The organism is Metaclostridioides mangenotii, assembly GCF_017873185.1.
Lineage (GTDB): Bacteria > Bacillota > Clostridia > Peptostreptococcales > Peptostreptococcaceae > Metaclostridioides > Metaclostridioides mangenotii.
The window spans coordinates 645,319-669,313 of the sequence record NZ_JAGGJX010000001.1 but is presented as its reverse complement, the minus strand read 5'-3'; the positions used below and the strand labels follow the sequence as shown (position 1 = coordinate 669,313).

Genomic DNA, 23,995 nt, shown 5'->3' with positions numbered 1-23,995 from the left:
GTGTAATAATATTCTGCTTATTAGTAAATAATAGAATTAAAATAAGGAGGTTATTATTATGAAAAAAATTAGTACATTATTAATAATGCTGGTATTTGTATCTTCTTTATCAGCTTGTGGTATGAATACAAATAAAGAAAGGGCAAAATCTGATAAACAAAGTATAACGAGTAATGTTAAAGATGAAGTATATGAAAATAATCAAGAAGCAGATAAAGTATCAAAAGAAGATAATTTAAAAGATAAAAAATTAAAATTATCTTATACGGAGGCTATAGAAAAGTTCAGAGAAAAACACAAAAATACTGACATTGTAGAACTAGAGCTTGATAAAAATCACAATTACTATCTTTATGATGTAGAAGCCGTTGATGATGAAAACAAGTATGAGTTCAGTATAGACGCACAAACCTCTAAAATCATAAAAGATGAAACTGAGATGCTTGATGAACATGAGAAAAACGGAGTTGCAAGAGAGCAAAAAATCAATTTTGACGAAGCAATAATACCAAGTAAGGCTATGGATATCGCTACTAAAAAACAAAGTGGGGTAGTAAAAGAGTGGTCTTTAAAAAATAAAAATGGTATAACTTACTATGAAGTAAAAATAATAGAAAACAAAACAGAGCATAAGGTAAAAGTTGACGCTAAAAGTTCCGAAGTATTAGAAGTAAAAAAAGATTAATAATATATAAAAATTTAAAGGCTATATTCATAAGTAATTTACTGTGCTTTTGATATAGCCTTATTTTTTTACTTTATTTCACTATTTATAATTGAGCATTTAATTTAGATCTATTTGAGTTTATTATTTCGCAAAAAACAAATTTTTCGAATATTTTTGAACTTATTTTAAATTTCTTGTTTAAGAATTAACTTACATGGTATAAATATAACAATATAACTGGGAGGGGATAATTATGTCACTAAAATCGTTAGAAATTAAAAAGAACTTACATTGGGTTGGAGCACTAGATCCAGGTCTTAGAGTGTTTGATATTATAATGTATACTCCATACGGAACTACATATAATTCTTATGTTCTAAAAGGCAGTGAAAAGACAGTATTATTTGAAACTGTTAAAGACAAGACATTTGACCAATACATTGAAAGACTAAAAGATTTAGAAATTGACTTGAACACAGTTGACTACATAGTAATAAGTCACACAGAACCTGACCATGCGGGTAGTGTTGAAAAAATGCTAGACTTAGCGCCAAATGCTAAGATAGTTGCATCTGAAAGAGCTGTTACTTTCCTTAAGGAAATCGTTAACAGAGATTTTGAATACACAACTGTTGAAGATGGAGATACTCTTTCATTGGGAGATAAAACTCTAGAGTTCTATTCAGTACCGATGTTACACTGGCCAGATACTATTTACACATATATCAAAGAAGACAAGACATTAGTTACTTGTGATTCATTTGGTAGCCACTACAGCAATGAAAAAATAGTAAACACTTTAAATGAAGAAGAAGAAAAGAACTACCTTGACGCTTTAAGATACTACTACGACAATATAATGGGTCCATTTAAACCATTTGTTGTAACTGCAGTCGATAAAATAAGAGATTTGGATATCGATGTGATCTGTCCAGGTCACGGACCAGTTCTTACTGAAAACCCAAGAAGAATAGTAGATTTATACTACAAGTGGAGTTCTGAAGAGCAATTAGTTTTAGAAAAAGAAGTTACAATATGCTATGTTTCAGCTTATGGATATACGAAAACTGTAGCAGATACTGTAAAAGATTATATAGAAAAAAATACAGATTATAAAGTAAATACTTTTGATTTAGTAGATAGCAAGTTAGAGGAAGTTATGCCTAAAGTCATAAATTCTCAAGGAATTATACTTGGTACACCTACAATATTAGGAGATGCGTTACCACCTATATGGAACATATTAATGTCTCTTAACCCAGTAATTCACGGTGGAAAAGTTGCATCTGTATTTGGATCATATGGTTGGAGTGGTGAAGGTACTGAAAACCTTATGGAGAGATTAAAACAGTTGCGAATGGTTACTATAGAGCCACTAGCTGTTAACTTCAAGCCATCACACGAAGAGATTGGGTATATAAATCAATACGCTGACAAATTTGTAGAAAAATTAAAGCATACATTCTCTAAGAAAAAAGGTAAGAAGAGATTTAAATGTGTTATATGTAATGAAATATTTGACGGTGATGAGCCACCGCAAGTTTGCCCAGCGTGTGGAGCTAAAGAAGATCAATTTATAGAAGTTTACGAAGAGGAAATCCTTTACCATAAAGATACTAATGAACACTATGTAGTTGTTGGAAATGGTGGAGCTGGATTCTATGCAGCAGATGCAATAAGAAAGAGAAACAACACTTGTGATATAACTATGATAAGTGATGAGAGCGAATTAACATACTACAGACCAGCACTTTCTGATGGTTTAAACGAAGTACTAGGAAAAGATTTCTTCATAGCAGATAAAAAATGGTATGAAGAGAACAATATAAAAGTTAGATTAGAAACAAGAGTAGACAAGGTAAACGATAAAGATTCTACTTTATCAATAGGAAATGAAACATTAAAATACGATAAACTTATAATAGCCACAGGAAGTAGCAACTTTATACCTCCAATAGCTGGTCATGACTTTGACAATGTATATACACTTAGAAATAAAAAACACCTAGAAACTATAAAAGTTGCAACAGATAAAGCTAAAAAAGTTGTAGTAATAGGTGGAGGACTTCTTGGACTAGAAGCAGCTTGGGAGTTCAAACTAAAAGGATTAGAAGTAGTAGTAGCTGAAGCTATGGACAATATTCTGTGCAGACAACTTGACACTGAAGGAAGTGCAATACTTAGAAGTTGCATAGAAGAAGATGCTAAAGTAACAGTTATGACTGGCGTTGCAGTCGAATCAATAGAAAAAGCTAACGGAACTACAAATGTCGTATTTAAAGATGGAAACAAAATTGACTGTGATATGGTAGTGTTCTCAATAGGAGTAAGATCAAACATAGGAATAGCGAAAGACACATCATTAGATGTAGAAAGAGGAATAGTAGTAAACAGAAACATGAAGACTTCAGTAGACAACATATTCGCATGTGGAGACGTAGCGCAAATAGAAAACGCAGTACTAGCAATCTGGCCAACAGCAATAGAAATGGGTAGAATTGCAGGAGCTAATGCGTGCGGTGACGAAATTGAGTTTGAAAATGAAAGCTACCCAGTATCACTAGATGCTATGGAGGCAAAAGTTTTTACTCTAGGAAATATACAAAATTATGATGGAGAATTAAGCTTGAAAGATCCTAAGAACAAGATTTACAAAAAGTTATTTATGAAAGATGATAAGTTAGTTGGAGCTATATTAATAAATGATATGAGCTCAACTGTTAAGGTAATGAGACTTATGGGGCAGGGCGCTAATACGAATGAAGTTGCCAAAGAACATATTATATAAATGGGAAAATAAATGTATTGATTAAGATAAATTAAAAAAATCAAATGAGACATACTGCACCACAGATTGGGAAAAGTCTGTAACTGTGCAATATGTCTTATTTGTTTTCACTTTATATTAATCGATCCATTATTTTCTGCTATTTCCACCATTAAAATTCACAAGAGCTTGTTTCCAATTAACTACATTAAACCAATTATCAATATAATCAGCTCTAACATTCTTGTATTTCAAATAGTAAGCATGTTCCCAAACATCTAACCCAATCACAGGGGTTAAATTATCTGACACAGGGCTGTTTTGATTCGGTGTAGTGACTATTGATAGCTTTCCACTAGAATCCTTCACTAACCAAGCCCAGCCAGATCCAAATACGCTAGAAGAGGCATGTTTAAATTGTTCTTTAAAATTTTCAAAAGATCCAAAATCTCTTTCTATAGAAGCCCTCAGTTCTTCTGAAGGTTCGGTTTTTTCAGGTGACATTATGTCAAAGAAAAAACCGTGATTATATGCTCCACCTGCGTTATTTAAAACAGTTTTTTGAATATCTTTAGGTAGTGTGTCGATGTTTTGCAGAAGCTCAACTAGAGAGTATTTGTATAACTCTGGATATTTTTCTAAAGCTTTGTTTAGATTATCGACATATGCTTGATAGTGCTTATTGTGGTGCAAAATCATAGTTTCTTTGTCAATATACGGCTCTAATGCGTCGTAAGCGTATGGCAAAGGTTTAACTTTAAAAGCATTTTGATTAGGTGCTAATGCAATTGAGTTAGTTAACGATGAAATTGTAAAAATAAATGATAAAACAAGTGTAACTAAAAATTTTTTCTTCATAAAATCACCTCATTAATAGTATATCTATGTTATATAAAACTATTAGGACATTTAATGGAATTTATTCAATAAAATTCTTTTTTGATTTTTTTATTTTAGGTTAAATCATTAGAATCTTATTAGAATAGCTGCGATTTTGAGGACAAATCAGTAGTAAAAATGATATAATACTATTAATAATGAAGGAAACTTTAATAAATAAGATAAGTAAGGAGATTAAAACTATGGGTATAACATTGGCAAAAGGACAAAAAGTAGATTTGACAAAAACTAATCCAGGTCTTAAAGACATTTTAGTTGGATTGGGTTGGGATACTAATAAATACGATGGTGGCTCTGATTTTGATTTGGATTCAGCCGTTTTTTTGACTGGATCTAATGGTAGTGTTACGAATGATGGTGATTTCGTATTCTACAATAACTTGAAGCACAGTTCTGGTTCAGTTGAGCATTTGGGTGACAATAGAACTGGTGAAGGTGATGGAGATGATGAAGAGGTTTTAGTTGATTTATCAAAGGTACCAAATAATATAGATAAAATATCATTTACTGTAACTATTCACGATGCTTTAGAAAGAAGGCAAAATTTTGGACAAGTAAGTAATTCATATATAAGAATAGTAGATAAAGATTCAAATGAAGAACTTATCAAATACGAACTTGGAGAAGATTTTAGTATAGAGACTGCAGTAGTTGTAGCAGAACTTTACAGACACAATGGCGAATGGAAATTTAATGCTTTAGGAGCTGGATTCGAAGGTGGACTTGCAGCACTTTGTGGAAACTTTGGTATAAACATATAGCTGTTTAGCATATATAAAAAGAGTTTTAAATTTGAATTTTGACGGGGGGATTTTATGGCAATCGTACTTAAAAAAGGACAAAAAATAGACCTTACTAAAGGAAATCCAGGTCTTAAAAAAATAAAACTTGGACTTGGATGGGATACTAATTCATTTGACAGCGGACATGACTATGACTTAGATGTTAGTGTATTTATGGTTGGGAAATCTAATAGAGTAGAGAGAGATGAAGACTTTATATTCTATAACAATTTAAAGCACAGCTCTGGTTCGGTTGAGCATTTAGGAGACAATAGAACTGGTGAAGGTGATGGAGATGACGAGGAAATCGTAATGGATTTACCTAAAATACCAGAACATATTGATAAGGTTGCAGTAACTGTAACAATATACGACGCTGAGCAGAGAAGACAGAACTTTGGACAAGTTTCAAATTCATATGTAAGAGTAATAAACAATGAAGATGATGAAGAGATACTTAGATATGACCTTGGAGAAGAGTTTAGTATAGAGACTGCTATAACTGTTTGTGAAATATATAGATACAATGGCGAGTGGAAATTTAGTGCTGTTGGCGCAGGTTTTGAAGGCGGGCTTGAGGCACTTTGTAGAAACTACGGATTAAGTGTTTAGAATATTATAAAGCAAAAAATGGAGGTTTAGTATGTCAATTAATTTAAATAAAGGTGATAAAATAGATTTAAAAAAATCTAATCCAGGTTTGAGCAAGATTACTGTTGGTCTTGGATGGGACCCCGTTTCTGAAGGCGGAGGAGGTTTTTTAAAAGCTCTATTGGGTTCTAGTAAAGCTAATATCGATTGTGATGCTTCTGTTTTTATGTTAGATAATAACGGAAAGCTAGACAATGTAAAGGATTTAATTTATTTTGGAAACTTAAAGAGTAAATGCAGATCTGTTATCCACACTGGAGATAATTTAACTGGCGATGGAGATGGAGATGACGAGCAGATATTAGTCGAACTTGACAATATACCAAGTAGAATACATAAACTGCTATTTGTGGTAAATATATACGATTCTACTCGTAGAAATCAGCACTTTGGTATGATAAAAAATGCTTTTATAAGAGTAGTAGATCAAACTACTCGTAAAGAAATAATTAAATACAATTTATCTGATAATTACGCTGATAAGACTACATTAATAGTTGGATGTATATTTAGAAAAGATGGTAGTTGGCAATTTGCAGCGATAGGTGAGGGAACTAAAGATTCAAGTCTTACAGAAGTTTTAAAAAATTTAGACAAGATTGAGAGAGGTTATGGAATCTAAGAGTATGGAAAATAATAAAGAAAAAATGAAGTATTTTAATCACACCGGTCTTGAAGTTCTGGAAGAACTATCAGTTGATTGGGAAAAAGGTCTATCAGATGAAGAAGTTAAGATTAGGAGAGAAAAATATGGCTTAAATGAATTTACACCAAAAGCGGAAGAGAGTTTTTGGGATAATTTAAAAGATGCCTTAACTGAACCTATGATCTTAATACTTATAGTGGCTGCAATAGTAAGTGCATTAATCGGTGAGACTCACGATGCTATTGGTATAATAGGAGCAATATCTATAGGTATAGCAATAGGTATGATAACGGAAGGTCGTTCAAAAAAAGCTGCAGATGCCCTTTCAAAAATGACAGAAAATATTGAAGTTAAGGCTATGAGAAATGGAAAGATACATCAAGTTTCTAAGAGTGAATTAGTACCTGGTGATATAGTTTATGTCGAAACTGGTGATATGATTCCAGCAGATGGAAGACTTATCGAGTGTGTTAATATCAAAGCAAGAGAAGATATGCTTACAGGTGAATCAGACGATGTTTCTAAGAGATGTGAAGTTGTAGTTGAAATGGAGGAAATAGAATCTAAAGGAAATATTATAATTCAAGACCCTATTCCTGCAAAACAGATTAACATGGTATTTGGTGGAACTCTTATAGCATACGGTAGAGGTATAATGGTAGTAACTGATATAGGTGACGAAAGTGAAATGGGTAAAATAGCTCAACATCTTTCAGATCCAGATGAAGAAACACCGCTACAAATAAAACTTGGTAACTTAGGTGGAATGATCGCTAAGATATCTAGTGCTGTAGCATCTTTATTGTTTATATATATGATTTTCCAATCAGCTAGCAAAGGTATACTTAATGTTGATACATCAGGATTTATGCCATTCCTAGAATCTATAGGGCCTGCTAAAACTGCGTTTACAGTGTGTGTTGCATTAATAGTTGCAGCTGTTCCAGAGGGCCTTCCAACTATGATAAATATGACACTTGCAATAACAATGCAGAAGATGGCCAAGATCAATGCCCTTATAACTAAAAAAGAGGCTTGTGAGACAATAGGTTCAGTATCAGTAATCTGTTCTGACAAAACTGGTACACTTACTGAAAATAGAATGACTGTTGAAGTTGTAAATGTTGATGGTGAGTATATTGATGGCAGTATTACAAAATCAAACAGTTACTTTATAGAAAACTGTATAATAAATTCAACAGCAGATATAGAAAAAGTAGAAGGTGAAGTTAAATATCTAGGAAGTGCAACTGAGTGTGCTCTTTTACTTTACAATGATGATAAAGATTATATAGGTATCAGAAGTTATTCAGAAGTGGCTGCACAAAGTCCATTCTCTTCTGAAACAAAGAGAATGACATCTCTATATAAAGATAATGGTAATTATGTATTGCTATCGAAGGGTGCTCCTGAAATAGTACTTGATCTATGTTCACATGTTCAAAAAGGAGAATATATAGTACCTATTACAGATACAATAAAAAATGAAGTACTAGAAGAAATCAAAAAGCTCCAAGTAAAATCAATGAGAAGTTTAGGTTTTGCATATAGAGAGGTATCATTAGCAGATGAAGAAGCTGCGATTACAACAGAAGATAAATTCGTTAATGTAGAAACTTTAGAAGAAAACTTAGTATTTGGTGGATTTGTCGGTATAAGAGATCCATTAAGAAATGATGTAGTTGAATCTGTTAATTTAGCAGGGCATGCTGGTGTATCTGTAAAAATGCTTACAGGAGACAATATAATAACAGCTAAAGCTATAGGTGAAGAATTAGGTCTTTTAAAAGATAATATGAGAGCAGTTGAAGCTTCTTATATAGATACTTTATCAGACGAAGAATTAAGAGAAGAAATTAAAGATATCGCTATAGTTGCAAGAAGTAAACCAGAGAGTAAGATGAGAATAGTAACAGCTCTTCAAAAATCAGGTGAAGTAGTAGCGGTAACTGGTGACGGAATAAATGATGCACCTGCACTTTCTAAGGCAGATGTTGGTATAGCGATGGGTATAAGTGGTACTGAGGTTTCTAAAAATGCTGCAGACATTATACTTACAGATGATAGTTTTAGTACTATTGTTCAAGGTATTAAATGGGGTAGAGGAATTTACGATAACTTCCAGAGATTTGTACAGTTCCAGCTTACAGTTAATATAATTGCATTCTTAGTGGCGATAGTATCTCAAGTAATGGGACAAGAAATGCCATTTACAACAATACAATTACTTTGGGTTAATATAATCATGGATGGACCACCAGCGCTTGCACTTGGCCTAGAGCCAGTTAGAGATTATGTACTTAACAGAAAGCCAGTTAATAGAAATGCAAATATAATTTCTAAAAAGATGATGTATTCTATTTTATCAAATGCTTTACTTATAACAGTACTTATAGTAGCTCAATCTACATTTAACTTCTTAGGTGTTGATGAAGCTCATAAAGGAACTGTAATGTTTGCACTATTTGCATTCTGTGCACTATTTAATGCGTTTAACTGTAGAGAATTTGGATCTGACAGTATAATACCAAACTTTACTAAGAACAAATTAGCTGTACAGATAATTCTAATCACAGGGATAGCACAAGTAATCTTTACACAAGTGTTCCAAGACTTCTTTAACTCAGTTGCAATGGACGTAGTAACTTGGCTAAAAGTTATAGGAATATCATCACTAGTAATTGTTGTTAACGAATTAGTTAAATTCTGTGTAAGGATAGTAAATGTAAAAGAAGAAGCTTAATTTTGAATATCAAATAAATAAGAATAATAAAAAAAAATAAGAAATAAATTGGAAATTATAGAAAATTTAAATTAGCTAAAAAATAATTAAATAAATGATAATATATTATAGCTAAAATGTAAATTTAATAGTAATATTATATTACAGATTGCCTCAAAGAGAGCTTTTAAAAGTTAAACTAAGTAATCTTTGGGGCATTTTTCATAATTTTTGAGGGATAGGAGGGTAAAAATTGAAAGATTCATCGGTGTTTGGAAAAATATTTTCCAGTCAATCGGACAGAGGTAATTACACTCCTTCAAAAGCTTACTTAAGTTACTTTATTTTATACTTTGGAGTTGGTGAGGAAAATCTGTACAACTTAGAGATATACAAAACTAACTACAATATAGAAAATAGAAAAGATATAGCTCTATTTACAGAAACAATTCCAAATCCCAGCGATTTTGATCTTATAAACTATTTTAAAGACGGACTAAAAAATTACAGAAATAGTTTGGAAGAATTAGATTTAGAGATTATAAAAAACGAAGAAATAAATCTAAAGATAAAAAGGGCAATGGACTTAGTATTAGATGAAGAAAAAAGTGAATTTGCTAATGATAGAGTAAAACAAAACTTTATTATAAAATTAATGTCTTGGATAAATGAGTATATAGGTGAACTAAACATAGATAAAAACGATCCCCCAAAAGTTGTTTTTTATGGGGATGCAAAGAAGCACGAACTTCTTTTTATGTTAACTCTACATCTTTCAGGGTTTGATATACTTTACCTAAATCCAAACTCTAAAGCTGATACAAGTTTTTTGAAACAAGATAAACACAATATAGAAATTGAAGAAGGAAATATCGTTGACGAAGTAATTTCATTTGAAGATAGAAATGAAATGGGCGAAAAAGTAGATAAAGGATCAATTAAAAAGGCCTATACTATTGGAGCAGAAGCTTCTAAGAGGATAAGCGAAGAGCTTTTAAATGAGTCAGGTTTTATAAAGCCGTGGCAGCTACAAGATAGGATGATTAAAAATCTACTTTTAAGTACTACTGTAGACGAAATATCTATTTACTGGAATGAGCCGTCTAAGCTTAGACCTGGTTTTAAATTTGATTCGTATTTTGTAGATATGCCAGTATTTTTTTCTAAGATTGATGGAATTTACAGTGATAAGATGGAGTATGTAGAGTTTATAGACAAGCTTAGAAATTCTACTTATACGTATTTTATAGAGTACAATGGTTATACAAATGTGTTTGCTAGAGAATTTATAAAAAATGCTTTTAGCCTTTCATTTTTACTGTCTACGGATGTAAAACTAGATAAAAAGCCTATTATAAATAACCAAGATTACACTATATCAACTCTTAGCATACAGCAGCAAATAATGATTTTAGAAAAAGTAGAAGAGTTATTTGAAGGTAATATGTTTATAGAAGGGCTAAACATCGAGGATAAGATAAGAGGACTATACACAGTGCTCCATATGGATAAGCAGTTTGTTAGGATGATAAACAACTTCGATTATTCAGGTATAAATCCTAAGTTGGTTTTATATATTGGTAAGAGCTTTTTACTGAGTAAAGAAATTTGTTTCTTAATGATTTTACTAAGTAAGATAGGATTTGATATAATTATTTTGTCCCCTGGAGGAGAAAATACTGTAGAGAATATTATAAACAGCAGTTTAATAGATCGACATAGATTAGACAGAATGGAATACGATATGAGATTAAATGATCTAAATGAGGATGTTCCTTTATTTAAAAAGTTATTTGGGAAAAGGAGAAAATATTAATGGCTATTAACATGAACAGTCTATCAAAAGATAACAACAATCAACCAGAAGTGGTTGAAGGAAATGCATTAGTAGTAGAAGATAACTTTGATATTGTGGAGTACACTAACACAAAAAAGAATGAACTTAGAAAATCCAGAGAAGTTGAAGCACTTACATCCCTTATAGAAGTAGAAAACCCAGATTCAATACTTAAGTTTGGTCGTGACGCTTCACAAGGAGTTGCTAAGGTTTCAGACAATCTATTAAATACTATTAGAGTTAATAAAAACGAAGAAAACTCTAAAATGTTACAACACTTAGCAAAAATAATGGACAAGTTTGATATAGATGATTTTCAAGATACTAAAGAACCCAATTTTATACAAAAAATCTTTAAAAAGGCAAACAATGCTTTAGAGATGATGTTCCAAAAGTATGAAACTCTAGGTGGAGAAGTAGAGAAAATACAAATAGAGCTTGAAAAGTATGAAAGAGAAATAGGAATGTCAAACAAGCAGTTGGGAGCTATGTTAAATGAAAACTTTGATTTCTACAACGAGCTTCAAAAATATATAGTAGCTGGTGAAATGGCAGTAGAAGAGATGGACAATGAGATCCTTCCGCATTATAAGCAGTTATCAGAGACTAGTGGGGATCAAATGGATTTAGTTAACTATCAAGATCTACTTAAGATATACGATATGTTAAACCAAAGAGTGTACGACTTGAGAATAGCTGAAAATATATCTATTCAAACTATTCCTATGTTAAAGGGGATGCAACACAATAACTACAATTTAATTAGAAAAATAAATAGCGCCTTTGTAGTTACACTGCCAGTATTCAAGCAATGCTTATCACAAGCGATACTTCTTAAAAAGCAAGAGCTTCAAGCACAATCACTTAAAGCATTAGATGATAAAACTAATGAGCTTTTACTAAAAAATGCACAAAATGTAAGTCAACAAAGTGCTCAAATTGCTAGAATGGCAGGTTCAAGCTCTATTCAGATAGAAACTCTTGAAAAAATGCACAATACTATAAAATCAGGAATTGAAGAGACTATGAGAATAGAAGAAAACAGCAGAGTTTCAATAAAAGATAATACGAAGAGATTAGAAGAACTAAATACTAGTATTATTTACAATAAATAATAGTTAAGGGCTGATTTGTATAAAGTCAGCCCTTAAAAGTATTAGAGGTGGATATTTTGAGATATTTTGATTATCTAAGTGAAGATACTCTGAACAGAGTATTTTATAAAAAGCCCATTGAATTTGATAAAAAAACTGATAGAAATATTTTAAAATACGCTCTTGGTGCATTTTTATATATGCCAGCTACTCAGTATGATATGATACAGAAGAACATTTCAAGTGAGTTAAAAGGTGCAAGGCCCCTAGCTATATGCTTAGAAGATGCAGTTGGTGCCAGTGGAGAAAAAGAGGCTATAGAAAATGTGGAGTCAATATTAAATGAAGTAAGGCAAAGTAGCCTTAAAAATAATTTTAAACTGCCGATAATCTTTCTAAGAATAAAGAATCTGGATCAATTCCAGAAGATCAAAGATATAGTTTATACAAATCAATCTATAATTACAGGATTGCTTATTCCAAAGGCAAACTCAAAGATTATAGAGTCTTTTATTGAGCTTATGGATTCAAATAACATAAAAGATATATATATTATGCCTATTATCGAGACAAGTGAATTTATATACAGGGAATTAAAAGACAAAAGCTTTTTAGAGCTGTACGATACAGTTCTAAAACACAGGGAGAGAATACTTAGTCTTAGAATTGGACTTACCGATATACTCGGACTGTTTGGAGTTAGAAGAAGCGAAAAATTCTCTATATATGAAAACAATATATGTTCGGCATTTATCAGTGATATGGTTACTTATCTTAACAGACCAGAAATAGATATACCGATATCTGGTGGAGTGTCAGAATTTTTTAACATGAATGATGCAGAGATTAAAGAAAAATATATAAAGGAAATAGAGCTAGACAAGTTTCATGGCTTAGTAGGAAAAACTGTTATACATCCTAAGCAAATACGAATTGTACAAGCTCTGTGTTCAGTTAGCTTTGAAGATTATTTTGATGCGGTTAACATTATTGAAAGCTTTGGCGGAAAATATGGCGTAAGTAAAAGTGCATCTGGAAAGAGGATGAATGAAACTAATCCTCATTTAATTTGGGCAAAAAGGACAATAATGTTATCAAAAATCTATGGAGTATTAAATGAAGGAGTAACATATGAGGAATTACTTAAATTTTAACTGTACAATGGATATAACTGAAAATCCTATGGATCTAGACATAAATGACTTTTTAGATATTGCAATCAGAAATAATAAAAAGAGAAGATTTTTATTTGTGTCTAAAAATTTAGGAAAACATCTAGCCTGTAAACCGAGTAAAATGGATGAGTTAGGGAAGATGATTGTAGATATGTACAATAAAACTGTAGAACCTAGTTGTGGTACAGTAATTGCATTTGCAGAGACTGGAACAGGCCTTGGGCATAGCTTTTTTGATCATATAAAGGGTGATTACGAGTTTGTACATACTACAAGAGAAGAAGTAAAGAGTTTGAGGAAGTTAGAGTTCTTAGAAGAGCACTCACATGCTACGGATCAAAATTTATACTATGATAATTTAGTACAGTTTAAATCTGGCGATGAAATTATATTGGTAGATGATGAAATTACTACAGCAAATACTTGTTTAAATATTATTAAAAAAATACAATCCATATACCCGAAAAAGAGATATACGATATGTTCAATCTTAAATTGGGTAGAAGGAGAAAATATTGAAAAAGTAAAGAAATTAGAAAAAGAGTTAGAATGTAAAATTGAGTTTGTGTATTTATTTAAAGGCAAGTTCAAATTCGATATGGATGATGAAGAAGTATATAGATTAGAAGATATAACAGAACTTGAGATAGCATCTACTGTGACTGATGAAAATAGCTGTATTTCAGATGTAGATACTAAAATACCTAGCGATAAATTAACTCTTGACTATGTAAGTTTGGGTATGGATGACTATATAGATCAAAAAGAGTATATAAAGTACACTGGCAGATTTGGTATAGATAAAAAAGATCAATCTAGGTTAAAGGAAATAGTTAAAAGAGAAAATAAAAAACTTATTTTTGATATTAATAAATACGAGGGTAAAAAAGTTCTGTTTTTAGGAACGGAAGAGCTTATGTACATACCAATGTTGTTTGCAAAGGAGAATGAAAAAAATATTGACTTGTACTACCATTCAACTACGAGAAGCCCGATAATAGCAGTAGATGATCAAAACTATCCGATTAAAACTAAAAATCTTATAAATAGTTTCTACAATTCAAATATAGATAATTATATTTACAACATAGACAAGGATGGCTTTGAGGAGTGCTTTTTATTTGTAGAATTGGCAAAAGAAAAAGAAGAATTCTATGATTTTATTGAGTTATTAAAAAACACAAGTATAGAAAAGTTAACTGTGGTGAGTTTTAATAAGCTGCATTAAACGCGCTGTTTTTGACATATAAGACTTTAGACGAATTTTACTTGCAGAGGAGATGATAAATTGAAGAAGTTTGGAACGTATTCACAAGATGATGTAGTGTTTTTATTAAAAGATATTTCAGATAATATTGAAGAACAGGGAAACAAAGAACGTGAATTAAAGATACAGAGTGGAACTCATTATTCAGAGATGATACCTATAGAATATGAAGTAAGTGAAGAGTATTTAAAATTGTACCGTGAAAAACTAGAAGAGACAAAAGATAAATTGTCCTATGCGATAGGCATGATGTGTGAAAAAATAATAACTAAAAATGGAAAAGATGTCGTACTTGTTTCGTTGGCGAGAGCGGGTACCCCTATAGGAATACTTGCTAAGAGATATTTAAGGGATAGATACAATTTAAATCTCAGCCATTACACTATATCGATAATTCGAGACAGAGGAATAGATTTGAATGCTATGTCTTATATAATAGAGAATCATAAAGATTCAGAAATTCAGTTTATAGATGGTTGGACAGGTAAGGGAACTATTTCGCGTGAATTAGAAAAGGCGTGCAAGGTTTTAGAAGCTAAATTTGGGAAGAAATTTGATCCTACACTTGCAGTTTTAGCTGACCCTGCTGGATACTCAAGTCTATATGGAATAAGAGAGGATTTTTTAATTCCTAGTGCATGTCTTAACTCTACTGTATCTGGCTTAGTTAGCAGAACTGTTCTTAGAAGCGACTTGATTGGAGAAAACGACTTTCATGGGGCTAAGTTTTACGACCATTTAGTAGATAAAGACGTATCTATAAATTATGTTGAGACTATTGAAAATTGTTTTGAAGATCAATACAAAACTATAGATGAAGGCATGAGTAAATGGACGGAAGATAAACTTACTAAAGACGGCGATAAAGATGTTGCAATGATAAAGAGCGAGTATAAAATAGAGGATGTTAACTTTATAAAACCTGGGGTTGGAGAGACTACTAGAGTTTTACTTAGAAGGATTCCGTATAAAATACTTGTAAAAGATCTAAATGATGAAACTCTGGACCATATTTTTATTCTAGCTAAAGAAAAAAATGTAGAGGTTGTAGAGGCAGATTTAAAAGCCTACAGATGTTGTGGGATAATAAAGAATATGAAGGATATTTAGATTAATACTATATTAAAATTAATTTTTAGTAGGAATAAAAATATTGAAATAATTATAAATTAATTAATCTCAGTGAAAGCGAGATTATAATATAATGAAATTCAAAGATATTCTTACTAAAAATATAAAGGAGCAGTGCATGTTAGTTTTTTCTGATCTAGATAGAAGCATAATATATTCAAATAAATTTTTAAATACAGACGTTGATTATTCAAATATAGAAGTATTTGAAGGTAGAGAAATATCATATGTTTCAAAGCTTACTATAGATATGATTAAGCAGATACAAAAAAGGGGTTTGTTTATTCCAGCTACTACTAGGACGCTAAATCAGTTCAACAGGATAGAATTTTCAAAGTTTGGTATAAATTTTCCGTGGGTTATTACTTCCAACGGTGGAGTTATCCTAAGAAATGGTGAGGTATTAGAAAGTTGGAAAGTTAAATTGAAAGAAGTTCTGTCAAAGTCGAAATCGATTGACGAAGTAGTAGAGAGTTTTGAAAAATACAAAGATTGTCCGGGTATTTTGAAATTTAGAAAGGCTGAAGAATTGTTTTTCTATTTGGTTGTGGATTTAGAGGTTTTCAAAATAAATATGTTACAGGAATTTACAGATACACTTGATACGATAGGTTGGAAGGTATTTGTGAGTGGCAGAAAGATATACTTTCTTCCAAGTGGATTGACTAAAGAAAATGCTGTTGAATATTTGGCTAAAGAGGTTGGAATAGAGACGTTTTATTCGATAGGGGATTCATTGATGGATGATGGTATGTTGTCACTATCTGATAATCCATATACTTTAAAGCATGGAGAGCTATCTAATATTGCTTTAGTTAGAGGCTTTGAGTCAAGCGAATCTGTGGGAATGAAGGGCACTGAAGAGATTTTAAAAAGTATAATTATAAAGGTAAAGATAGGCGAAGAATTAAATACTGTGAAAGCTTAGTGTAAGCAATAGGTCATACTATACTGCACTTTATGTTATTTAAAATCTAAGATTGGAAAATTTGTGGTAAAGAGGGATATATATGAACTATGAAGAGTTATTAATAGAGATGGAAAAGTACAAAGATACTATGACTGATATGGAGAGAGGGCTAGCTTATTTTAAAGGTGAAGAGGTAGATAGAATACCGTATACGCTAATAGACCATGACACAGCAGCTCCATTATACGGTTATACAATTGGAGAGTACAGAAAGTCTATGGATGTGCAATGTGATATTATGGAAAAGATGAAGATAGAGTTTGATTTAAGTGGATCAGAAGTAGGCTTAGGTCTTAAGTCTATTGGAGAAGCATTAGGATCAACAGTAGTATATCCAGAAAATGGGATGGATTATGTATCTGATTTTGTTTTAAAAGATTACAGCATATTAGATACTATGAATATAATAGATCCGTACAAAGACGGAAGATTGCCGGATTTAATCGATAAAATAAGATTTCTTAAAAAGCACTATCCAGAGATGATAATAGCCACAGATGTAGCAGGTCCATTTACAACCGCTGCATCTATTAGAAAACCAGAAAACGTTCTTAGAGATGTTATCAAAGATAAAGAGAATTTACATAGACTGCTTGACTTCAGTGTGAAATGTTCACTTGTATGGGTTGAAGCAGTGTGCAAAGAACTTGGGCCAGTACCTGTAAATATAGGAGATCCTGTTGGATCACTTAGCCTTATTAATGTCAAGCAATTTGAAGAATTTTCAAAGCCGCATTTGAAGGATTTAATTGATGGAATTAAAAATATAACTGGATTTACACCATCGATACACATCTGTGGAAAGACTAAAGGAATATGGACACACCTAGTAGAAATAGGAATTAAATCTTTAAGTATTGATAACTGTGAGGATTTAGAAGAGGCTAAACTTTTAGTTGGAGATAAATTAGCTCTAGCTGGAAATGTACCTCCTGTTGAAGTTATGAGAGATGGAACAATAGATGATGTTATAGAAGCGGTAAAGGTATGTTTAAGAAAGGGAAGCGACAATCCTATGGGATATATGCTATTTGCAGGATGTCAAGTTCCTTTGGGTACTCCTAGGGAAAATTTACACGCATTTGCATATGCTGCTAAAAAGTATGGAAGAGGAGCACAAAGAGGAGAATTGTGCAAAGGTTTATTTGATTAATTTGATACAATATTTTAATAATTATAGGTCTTCTTTGGATCTGTTATCAATGTATTTATGTTTTAATAAAGATTGATAGTAGTAAACAAAGTAGACCTATAGTTATTTTTGGATATTGTAGTTGTATAACTATTTAATCATATAATATAATAAAGTAGAGATATTGTAAGAATATTTAAAAAATATTGGGGAGGTATAAGATGAAGAGTTTGATAAGTTCCGATAATATATGGGTCTTGTGGGCTATAATAACCGGTTGGGCTGCTTTTAGTATATACTTAGAGCAAAAGTACGATTGGGCTTCTAAAGTCTCTGGTGCAATAATAGCTTTAGTTGGAGCAATGGTACTATCTAATTTAAAAGTCATTCCAACTGAATCGCCAGTTTACGATCAAGTTTGGGGTTATGTAGTACCATTAGCAATTGCTTTACTTTTATATCAATGTAATATTAAAAAAATTTGGAAAGAAAGTGGAAGGCTGCTTATTATATTTTTAATAAGTTCTGTAGGAACTATGACTGGTGCAGTTGTAGGATTCTTAGCACTTCAAAAACTAATTCCAAATTTGTATATGGTTGCAGCAATGATGTCTGCATCTTATATAGGTGGTGGAGTCAACTTTGCAGCGATGTCAGGTGCATTTGAGGTTCCAGGTGATTTGGTGTCTGCTGCTGTAGTAGCTGATAATCTATTAATGGCATTATATTTCTTTGTATTGATATCTATACCATCTATAGCATTCTTCAGAAAGCACTTTGAACATCCTCATGTAGTTGAATTTGAGAGTATGGAGGTTAAGTCAGGAGAGACAGCGGCATCGAGCTATTGGAGCGGTAAGGAAATTGCACTTAAAGATATAGCTTTTGCAATTGCGAGTGCATTTATAATTGTGGCAGCTTCTGTACAGTTGGCAGCTTTACTCGCATCGATTATACCTACTTCAAATCCTTTATTTTCGATGCTAAATACTCTATTTGGAAACCAGTATCTAATTATAACAACTATAACGATGTTGCTTGCTACATTTTTGCCTAAGTTCTTTGCAGGAATAAAGGGAGCACAAGAGATTGGAACATTTTTAATTTATCTCTTCTTTGTAGTTATAGGTGTACCAGCTTCTATAGGATTAATTATTCAAAAATCTCCGCTGTTGCTTTTATACTGTGTAGTAATGGTAGTTATAAATATGATAATCACTTTTGCAGGCGCTAAAATATTTAAATTTACTCTTGAGGAAGCTATACTTGCATCAAATGCAAATATAGGTGGGCCGACAACAGCTGCAGCAATGGCTATTTCTAAAGGGTGGACTAAACTAGTGGGGCCTATACTTATTGTCGGGACTCTTGGGTATATAGTTGGAAATTACTTTGGACTTTTTATAGGAAATATATTGATGTAATTTGAGATTTGCAATAATTGACTTAAAAAATGTAATGCTAATGCTATAATTAATGATTATTATGACATTGGAGGGTATATATACTTAAATTATATGCTGGATAAGATGGTTGAAATTTAAACTGTTTTATCCGGCTTTTTTTATTTACCGACCTACATAATAACATTGCTCCATTAAGAACAGCTAAATAACCGATTAAACATAAATTAAAAACGAAATTTATTTTATTGAGTTAATTCTTTAAAAAACTTGCATTATCAAAATGATAGTTGTATAATATACAATGAAATTATCAATTTGATAGTTGATTAATCATTATCAATGTTAGTATATTTCGGTAGGGTCAATATGCCGATATAAGTAATTAATAAATTATAATAAAAAGGAGATTTACAATGGCAAAAAGTTCGTTTTTTTCAAAATTTCTAATGATTACAGATTTAAAGACAATATTTTTCATAGCTGTATTATTAGGAATGTTTATTTTTGTTAATAAATTAGGGAAGAAGAAAGTTAACTTCTCCATGAGGACCATTATTGCAACAATTATGGGGCTCGCATTAGGTATAATAATACAATTGGTTGCTGGTATGCCAGATGACCCGACTAAAGTTGTATGGTTGCAGGAGGTAACTAAATGGTATGGTCTATTTGGAAGTGGATTTATGGCTCTATTAAAAATGCTAGTCGTTCCAATTGTATTTATATCAATACTTAGAGTAATAATCAACATGGAGGATGGAGAAAATTTAAAATCTATGACATTTAGAACTATAGGAATGTTATTAGGAACTACAGCGATAGCAGCAACTATAGGAATTGTTGTAGGAAAATTTATGCACTTAGGAGAAGGATTTAAAGGTATTGTAGACAATACTGCACAAATGAAAGAGATAACTTCGGTAGTTGATACATTAATTGGATTATTACCAACAAATCCAGTTCAAGCTATGGCAGATGCAAATATAGTTGCTATAATTATATTTGCTGCATTCTTAGGTCTTGCAGTTAAGGAATTAAATAAAAAATATGAAGATATAATAAAACCATTTGTGGACCTAGTAGAGGCACTTTATAAGATCATAGTAAGTGTCGCTATGACAGTTATAACATTGATGCCATATGCGGTTGTAGCGATGCTTGCAAATACTATAACATCAGGTGGGATAGGGTCAATGTTATCAGTATTAGAGTTTGTTCTTGCACTTTATGTTTCTACAATTATACTGTTTATAGTTCACTTAATAATAATAGCACTTAATGGTTTGAATCCTATAAAATATGCTAAAAATGCAATAGAGCCATTAGTATTAGCTTTTACATCTCGTTCAAGTTTAGGAACACTTCCTGTAACAATAAATAACTTAGTTGAAAAACAAGGTGTAGAAGAAAGCGTATCAAGTTTTGCTGCAAGTTTAGGAGCTAATATGGGTATGAATGGTTGTGCTGGTATATATCCTGCTCTTATGGCTGTGACAATAGCAAATATGGCTGGAATAGAAATGAATGCTACGTTCTATGCAATGTTATTTATAGTTATAACAATAGGCTCTATAGGTATAGCAGGGCTCCCAGGCACAGCTACAATGGCAGTATCAGTTGTATTATCTGGAGTTGGGCTTGGTCCATATTTTCCGTTGGCAGCAGGAATACTAGCGATAGATCCTATATTAGATATGGGTAGAACTATGATAAACGTAAATGGATCTATAGTTACTTCAATAATTGTTGGAAAGTCTTTAGGAAAAGTAAATAAAAATATTTATTATAAGGATGGAGTGGAAAACTAGTGTAGGCGCTCTGCCTTGGACAAATTACATCTTTGGTCTCGGAAATATTTTACTATGGAGCACTCTGATATCTATTATTGGCTGGGTTATTCTATTAAAGTCGAAGTTAAATACAAAAAGTATAAATTAAACCTTAATAATAGAATTTATTGCAGTATCAAATAAATAACTTTATATTACTTTAATGAAGAAGAGTCTATCTTAATTTTTAGGTTAAGATAGACTCTTTTCAATTATATAACTAATATATGAATATAGATTTAAAAATGACAAATTTATATATAATGCGACCAATATAGACTAAATTATATTCAGAGTTTGCTCAGTTATTTTTGCAGAGTATTGGAGATATTATAATGCTTAGATTATATTAAAAATTGGAAACATTATACACATACACTTATATTGTGATGTATAGTACTATCGAATATAGTGTGGATTTTGCTGTTAAAGTATTTTTTTTCCAAACAAACCTGCGACTAGCACCTCAGTATTACCTCCAAGGAAGTATTCATCGATATCTATTTTATCTAAAACTGATCTTATAGCGCCTTCTTCATGGTTTACTCCAGTTAAAGCATCTTCAACAAAAGAAACATCTCTTCTGCCGAAAAAGTCCCCATATAATTTAATCTCAGTTATAACGCCCTTATCTACATTTAAGTTGAATTCTACATTTCCACCTGGATATTTAAGTTCATTAGTAAAGTTATACTTTGGAGATTTCCCAAAGTTCCATTCCCAAGTTCCGTATTTTTCATCAACTAATTTTTGTATGTTTTCTATATCGCTCTCACTTAAAGTATAAGGCTCGTTATCTGGATTTGTTTTAGATAGATAATCCATAATAGTATCTTTAAATTCTAAAATATCCATTTCGATTTTTAAGTGATCACTTATATTTGTAACACGCGCCTTAACAGATTTAATTCCCTTGCCTTCTAGTTTTATAGGTTTAACCTTTAATGCACTAGAAAGATCGTTTATCTGAGAAGAAAACATTAACGTTCCGTGGTGCATAGTTTTATTTTTATAGTTGTACTGTGCATTTCCAGAGAACTTTTTGCCTTCTATAAGTAGATCATTTCTGCCAGAAAATTCGGCGTTTACATCCATAGTTTTAAGTAGATCTATTATAGGTTGAGTAAATCTTCTAAAATCACTGAAACTGTTGTCATTTGATATAAAAGTGAAGTTTATATTTCCTAAATCATGGAAAACAGCTCCTCCACCAGATTGTCTTCTTACAACTGGAATCGAATGTTCTTCGATATAATCTAAATTAATCTCTGATAGTATATTTTGATTTTTTCCTACAATTATTGAAGGTTCATTTCTCCAAAGTATAAACAAATCACTGTCGAAATTTTTTAGCAAGTATTCTTCCATAGCTAAGTTAAAATACGGTCTTGTCTTATCATTATAAATTAGTAACATAATATTTCTCCCTCTTTAAATTTTGCGTATTTGAGATTTCGTTTGTCAGTCTCTATACTATACATCTGAAATCTAATATTTAACCGTCTTGTAATTATTGATAAGTACTATTTAAATTAATCTGTTATGTACAGTAAATTACAAGCACTAAAGATTAATTTTTTACTACCTTATATGTATAGAATATTATAACATGTATTCTTAGTTCGTAATATATAAAGACATTAGTAAAGTCGTAGAATTCTTGTGAATTTCTATAGATTATAAATTATAATTTTGCTGAAATTATTGTATAATAAAGGTATAACATCTCTAATATACTAACAAATGACATATCTTTATACAGTATTCTGTTTTATCTAATATAAAGAAACTGTATGTTGGTTTTTAAAATCTAATAAAAAGGATGAAGTTTAAAATGGATAAGATTATTGTGTGGTCAAAGCAGCATGTAAATGTGCTAAATGAACTTCAAGAAACTGGTAGATACATTGCAAAAAAAGAGTACATAAAAAAGGACCTTAAAGAACATGCTAACTTGGTACTTGAAGTGTATGATTGGTATGTAGACAAAGCCTCAAAAAGTATAAAAAGGCCAAAAGATGCTGAGTATCCAATTTGGGTGTCGCTATCTAAAGAAGCGACTATGTTGCCTAGCAAAGACACTGTAATATTAGAATTAGAACTTGATCCAAAAATCATTATGCCCGTAAATATAAACAAGTGGGGAACTATACTAAATTATTCTTACATTCCAAAAGATGAAAAAGATTCGAAGAGGCATAAAGAAATTTTAAAGATTTATGGGACTAATGATGCTCAGGCATATATGTCTCAATTCTATCCTGGCATAAAAAAAGAAATCGTAAAGAGTTGGGATCTATTGTTTGATGATTCTGTTGTTATTGATAAAAATAAAGAAAAATACGGAACCATATGGGAGGTTAGAAGTGAATGGATAGCAAGTGTAATACAGTAAGGTTATTTGCTTCACTAAACAATTCAGTTTTAGATATCATTGAAAGAGAAGGAATATGTTTTTCAAAAAAGGAATTTATTAAAAGAAAGTATCAAGAGAGTTCTAAGATATTTATTACAGCCTACAGCTGGTTTGCTGAAGAAGCTAGTAAAATTGTAGAAAAACCTGATAGAGCGGAGTATCCATACTGGGTTTTTATAGACTTGTATAACCTAGAGAGATTTCCGAATACAAGTATTTTAGAATTAGAAGTTCCTATTGGTGAAGTCTTATTTTTTGATATGTACGACTGGAACAAAATTCTTAGTTTAGAATACATAGCTCAAGATAAAAATGATGATAAAGAATTTAGAGATATGTTAAAACAATACGGCATTAAGCATGACAGTGATATAATGCTTACAAGTTTTTACCCCCAGCTAAAGAAACAGGTTACAGATAGTTGGTCTAAATTATTTTTGCATAATGAAGAGATTAAATCTGGGGATTATTCTTGTGTTAAGTCTGTTCAAGCATCAGTTTGGCAGATAAAAAAAGAGTGGATTGTCGACTATGATTGTTAAGTGAAATTTAACCTTATGTTCAGATATATACGCTTGAAAGATAACAATTTATAAGCTATAC

The 23,995-nt window shown here is 31.4% G+C and carries 19 protein-coding genes; 17 read left to right on the top strand and 2 right to left on the bottom strand.

All coding sequences use genetic code 11. The features are described 5' to 3' along the window. The first annotated feature begins 58 nt into the window (after nucleotides 1–58). Nucleotides 59–685 carry a PepSY domain-containing protein gene (locus tag J2Z43_RS03225; RefSeq protein WP_209455820.1) on the top strand — a complete coding sequence of 209 codons (627 nt, stop codon included), beginning with the start codon at nucleotides 59–61 and terminating at the stop codon, nucleotides 683–685. 235 nt (nucleotides 686–920) lie between these two features. Beyond that, the gene (locus tag J2Z43_RS03220) at nucleotides 921–3,455 is read left to right on the top strand and encodes an FAD-dependent oxidoreductase (RefSeq protein ID WP_209455819.1); all 2,535 of its coding nucleotides are present in this window, start codon (nucleotides 921–923) and stop codon (nucleotides 3,453–3,455) included. 129 nt (nucleotides 3,456–3,584) lie between these two features. Here J2Z43_RS03220 and J2Z43_RS03215 read toward each other — a convergent pair whose 3' ends face one another. Further along, a complete protein-coding gene (locus tag J2Z43_RS03215; RefSeq protein WP_209455818.1) occupies nucleotides 3,585–4,292 on the bottom strand; it encodes a superoxide dismutase in 708 nt (235 codons plus the stop codon). A gap of 224 nt (nucleotides 4,293–4,516) precedes the next feature. Between J2Z43_RS03215 and J2Z43_RS03210 the strand changes: the two genes are divergently transcribed. From J2Z43_RS03210 to J2Z43_RS03150, 13 genes are all read left to right on the top strand, one after another. Further along, complete coding sequence (locus tag J2Z43_RS03210) at nucleotides 4,517–5,095, top strand: TerD family protein (protein ID WP_209455817.1); 579 nt, start codon at nucleotides 4,517–4,519, stop codon at nucleotides 5,093–5,095. Between the two features lie 54 nt (nucleotides 5,096–5,149). Beyond that, nucleotides 5,150–5,728 (top strand): TerD family protein, encoded by a 579-nt coding sequence (locus J2Z43_RS03205; protein ID WP_209455816.1) that lies wholly within the window; start codon nucleotides 5,150–5,152, stop codon nucleotides 5,726–5,728. A gap of 31 nt (nucleotides 5,729–5,759) precedes the next feature. Further along, nucleotides 5,760–6,389, top strand: coding sequence for a TerD family protein (locus J2Z43_RS03200; RefSeq protein WP_209455815.1), 630 nt, complete (start codon nucleotides 5,760–5,762; stop codon nucleotides 6,387–6,389). Between the two features lie 25 nt (nucleotides 6,390–6,414). Then, nucleotides 6,415–9,156 carry a calcium-translocating P-type ATPase, PMCA-type gene (locus J2Z43_RS03195; protein ID WP_209456366.1) on the top strand — a complete coding sequence of 914 codons (2,742 nt, stop codon included), beginning with the start codon at nucleotides 6,415–6,417 and terminating at the stop codon, nucleotides 9,154–9,156. A gap of 232 nt (nucleotides 9,157–9,388) precedes the next feature. Beyond that, complete coding sequence (locus J2Z43_RS03190) at nucleotides 9,389–10,951, top strand: YceG family protein (protein ID WP_209455814.1); 1,563 nt, start codon at nucleotides 9,389–9,391, stop codon at nucleotides 10,949–10,951. Continuing rightward, the gene (locus J2Z43_RS03185) at nucleotides 10,951–12,087 is read left to right on the top strand and encodes a toxic anion resistance protein (protein ID WP_209455813.1); all 1,137 of its coding nucleotides are present in this window, start codon (nucleotides 10,951–10,953) and stop codon (nucleotides 12,085–12,087) included. The genes J2Z43_RS03190 and J2Z43_RS03185 overlap by 1 nt, the downstream gene beginning before the upstream one ends. Before the next feature lie 56 nt (nucleotides 12,088–12,143). Next, nucleotides 12,144–13,220: an HpcH/HpaI aldolase/citrate lyase family protein gene (locus J2Z43_RS03180; RefSeq protein ID WP_209455812.1), complete on the top strand. Its 1,077-nt coding sequence runs from the start codon at nucleotides 12,144–12,146 to the stop codon at nucleotides 13,218–13,220. After that, the gene (locus J2Z43_RS03175) at nucleotides 13,198–14,469 is read left to right on the top strand and encodes a phosphoribosyltransferase family protein (RefSeq protein ID WP_209455811.1); all 1,272 of its coding nucleotides are present in this window, start codon (nucleotides 13,198–13,200) and stop codon (nucleotides 14,467–14,469) included. The genes J2Z43_RS03180 and J2Z43_RS03175 overlap by 23 nt, the downstream gene beginning before the upstream one ends. A 60-nt stretch (nucleotides 14,470–14,529) precedes the next feature. Next, nucleotides 14,530–15,618, top strand: a complete 1,089-nt coding sequence (locus tag J2Z43_RS03170) for a cysteine protease StiP family protein (RefSeq protein ID WP_209455810.1) — start codon at nucleotides 14,530–14,532, stop codon at nucleotides 15,616–15,618. A gap of 94 nt (nucleotides 15,619–15,712) precedes the next feature. After that, nucleotides 15,713–16,567, top strand: a complete 855-nt coding sequence (locus J2Z43_RS03165; protein ID WP_234925951.1) for an HAD family hydrolase — start codon at nucleotides 15,713–15,715, stop codon at nucleotides 16,565–16,567. Nucleotides 16,568–16,649: 82 nt separating this feature from the next. Next, nucleotides 16,650–17,762 (top strand): uroporphyrinogen decarboxylase family protein, encoded by a 1,113-nt coding sequence (locus J2Z43_RS03160; RefSeq protein ID WP_209455809.1) that lies wholly within the window; start codon nucleotides 16,650–16,652, stop codon nucleotides 17,760–17,762. Nucleotides 17,763–17,962: 200 nt separating this feature from the next. Next, entirely contained in the window at nucleotides 17,963–19,165 is a 1,203-nt protein-coding gene (locus J2Z43_RS03155) for a DUF819 family protein (RefSeq protein WP_209455808.1), read from the top strand. A gap of 395 nt (nucleotides 19,166–19,560) precedes the next feature. Then, nucleotides 19,561–20,955 (top strand): cation:dicarboxylate symporter family transporter, encoded by a 1,395-nt coding sequence (locus J2Z43_RS03150; protein ID WP_234925950.1) that lies wholly within the window; start codon nucleotides 19,561–19,563, stop codon nucleotides 20,953–20,955. Nucleotides 20,956–21,402: 447 nt separating this feature from the next. On the opposite strand, the gene J2Z43_RS03145 is transcribed toward J2Z43_RS03150, so the two are convergent. Continuing rightward, entirely contained in the window at nucleotides 21,403–22,392 is a 990-nt protein-coding gene (locus J2Z43_RS03145) for a lipoate--protein ligase (protein ID WP_209455807.1), read from the bottom strand. Nucleotides 22,393–22,810: 418 nt separating this feature from the next. Between J2Z43_RS03145 and J2Z43_RS03140 the strand changes: the two genes are divergently transcribed. Further along, nucleotides 22,811–23,371: a DUF3841 domain-containing protein gene (locus J2Z43_RS03140; RefSeq protein WP_209455806.1), complete on the top strand. Its 561-nt coding sequence runs from the start codon at nucleotides 22,811–22,813 to the stop codon at nucleotides 23,369–23,371. Continuing rightward, on the top strand, nucleotides 23,347–23,934 hold the full coding sequence (locus tag J2Z43_RS03135; RefSeq protein WP_209455805.1) for a DUF3841 domain-containing protein: 588 nt from the start codon (nucleotides 23,347–23,349) through the stop codon (nucleotides 23,932–23,934). The genes J2Z43_RS03140 and J2Z43_RS03135 overlap by 25 nt, the downstream gene beginning before the upstream one ends. Nucleotides 23,935–23,995: the final 61 nt, after the last annotated feature.

Bases quoted from the DNA above. Each gene is read 5' to 3' on its own strand.
- J2Z43_RS03200 (WP_209455815.1), top strand. From the start codon at position 5,760: ATGTCAATTAATTTAAATAAAGGTGATAAAATAGATTTAAAAAAATCT.
- J2Z43_RS03135 (WP_209455805.1), top strand. From the start codon at position 23,347: ATGGATAGCAAGTGTAATACAGTAAGGTTATTTGCTTCACTAAACAAT.
- J2Z43_RS03195 (WP_209456366.1), top strand. From the start codon at position 6,415: ATGAAGTATTTTAATCACACCGGTCTTGAAGTTCTGGAAGAACTATCA.
- J2Z43_RS03175 (WP_209455811.1), top strand. From the start codon at position 13,198: ATGAGGAATTACTTAAATTTTAACTGTACAATGGATATAACTGAAAAT.
- J2Z43_RS03220 (WP_209455819.1), top strand. From the start codon at position 921: ATGTCACTAAAATCGTTAGAAATTAAAAAGAACTTACATTGGGTTGGA.
- J2Z43_RS03165 (WP_234925951.1), top strand. From the start codon at position 15,713: ATGAAATTCAAAGATATTCTTACTAAAAATATAAAGGAGCAGTGCATG.
- J2Z43_RS03160 (WP_209455809.1), top strand. From the start codon at position 16,650: ATGAACTATGAAGAGTTATTAATAGAGATGGAAAAGTACAAAGATACT.
- J2Z43_RS03145 (WP_209455807.1), bottom strand. From the start codon at position 22,392: ATGTTACTAATTTATAATGATAAGACAAGACCGTATTTTAACTTAGCT.
- J2Z43_RS03210 (WP_209455817.1), top strand. From the start codon at position 4,517: ATGGGTATAACATTGGCAAAAGGACAAAAAGTAGATTTGACAAAAACT.
- J2Z43_RS03150 (WP_234925950.1), top strand. From the start codon at position 19,561: ATGGCAAAAAGTTCGTTTTTTTCAAAATTTCTAATGATTACAGATTTA.
- J2Z43_RS03205 (WP_209455816.1), top strand. From the start codon at position 5,150: ATGGCAATCGTACTTAAAAAAGGACAAAAAATAGACCTTACTAAAGGA.
- J2Z43_RS03140 (WP_209455806.1), top strand. From the start codon at position 22,811: ATGGATAAGATTATTGTGTGGTCAAAGCAGCATGTAAATGTGCTAAAT.
- J2Z43_RS03215 (WP_209455818.1), bottom strand. From the start codon at position 4,292: ATGAAGAAAAAATTTTTAGTTACACTTGTTTTATCATTTATTTTTACA.
- J2Z43_RS03185 (WP_209455813.1), top strand. From the start codon at position 10,951: ATGGCTATTAACATGAACAGTCTATCAAAAGATAACAACAATCAACCA.
- J2Z43_RS03225 (WP_209455820.1), top strand. From the start codon at position 59: ATGAAAAAAATTAGTACATTATTAATAATGCTGGTATTTGTATCTTCT.
- J2Z43_RS03155 (WP_209455808.1), top strand. From the start codon at position 17,963: ATGAAGAGTTTGATAAGTTCCGATAATATATGGGTCTTGTGGGCTATA.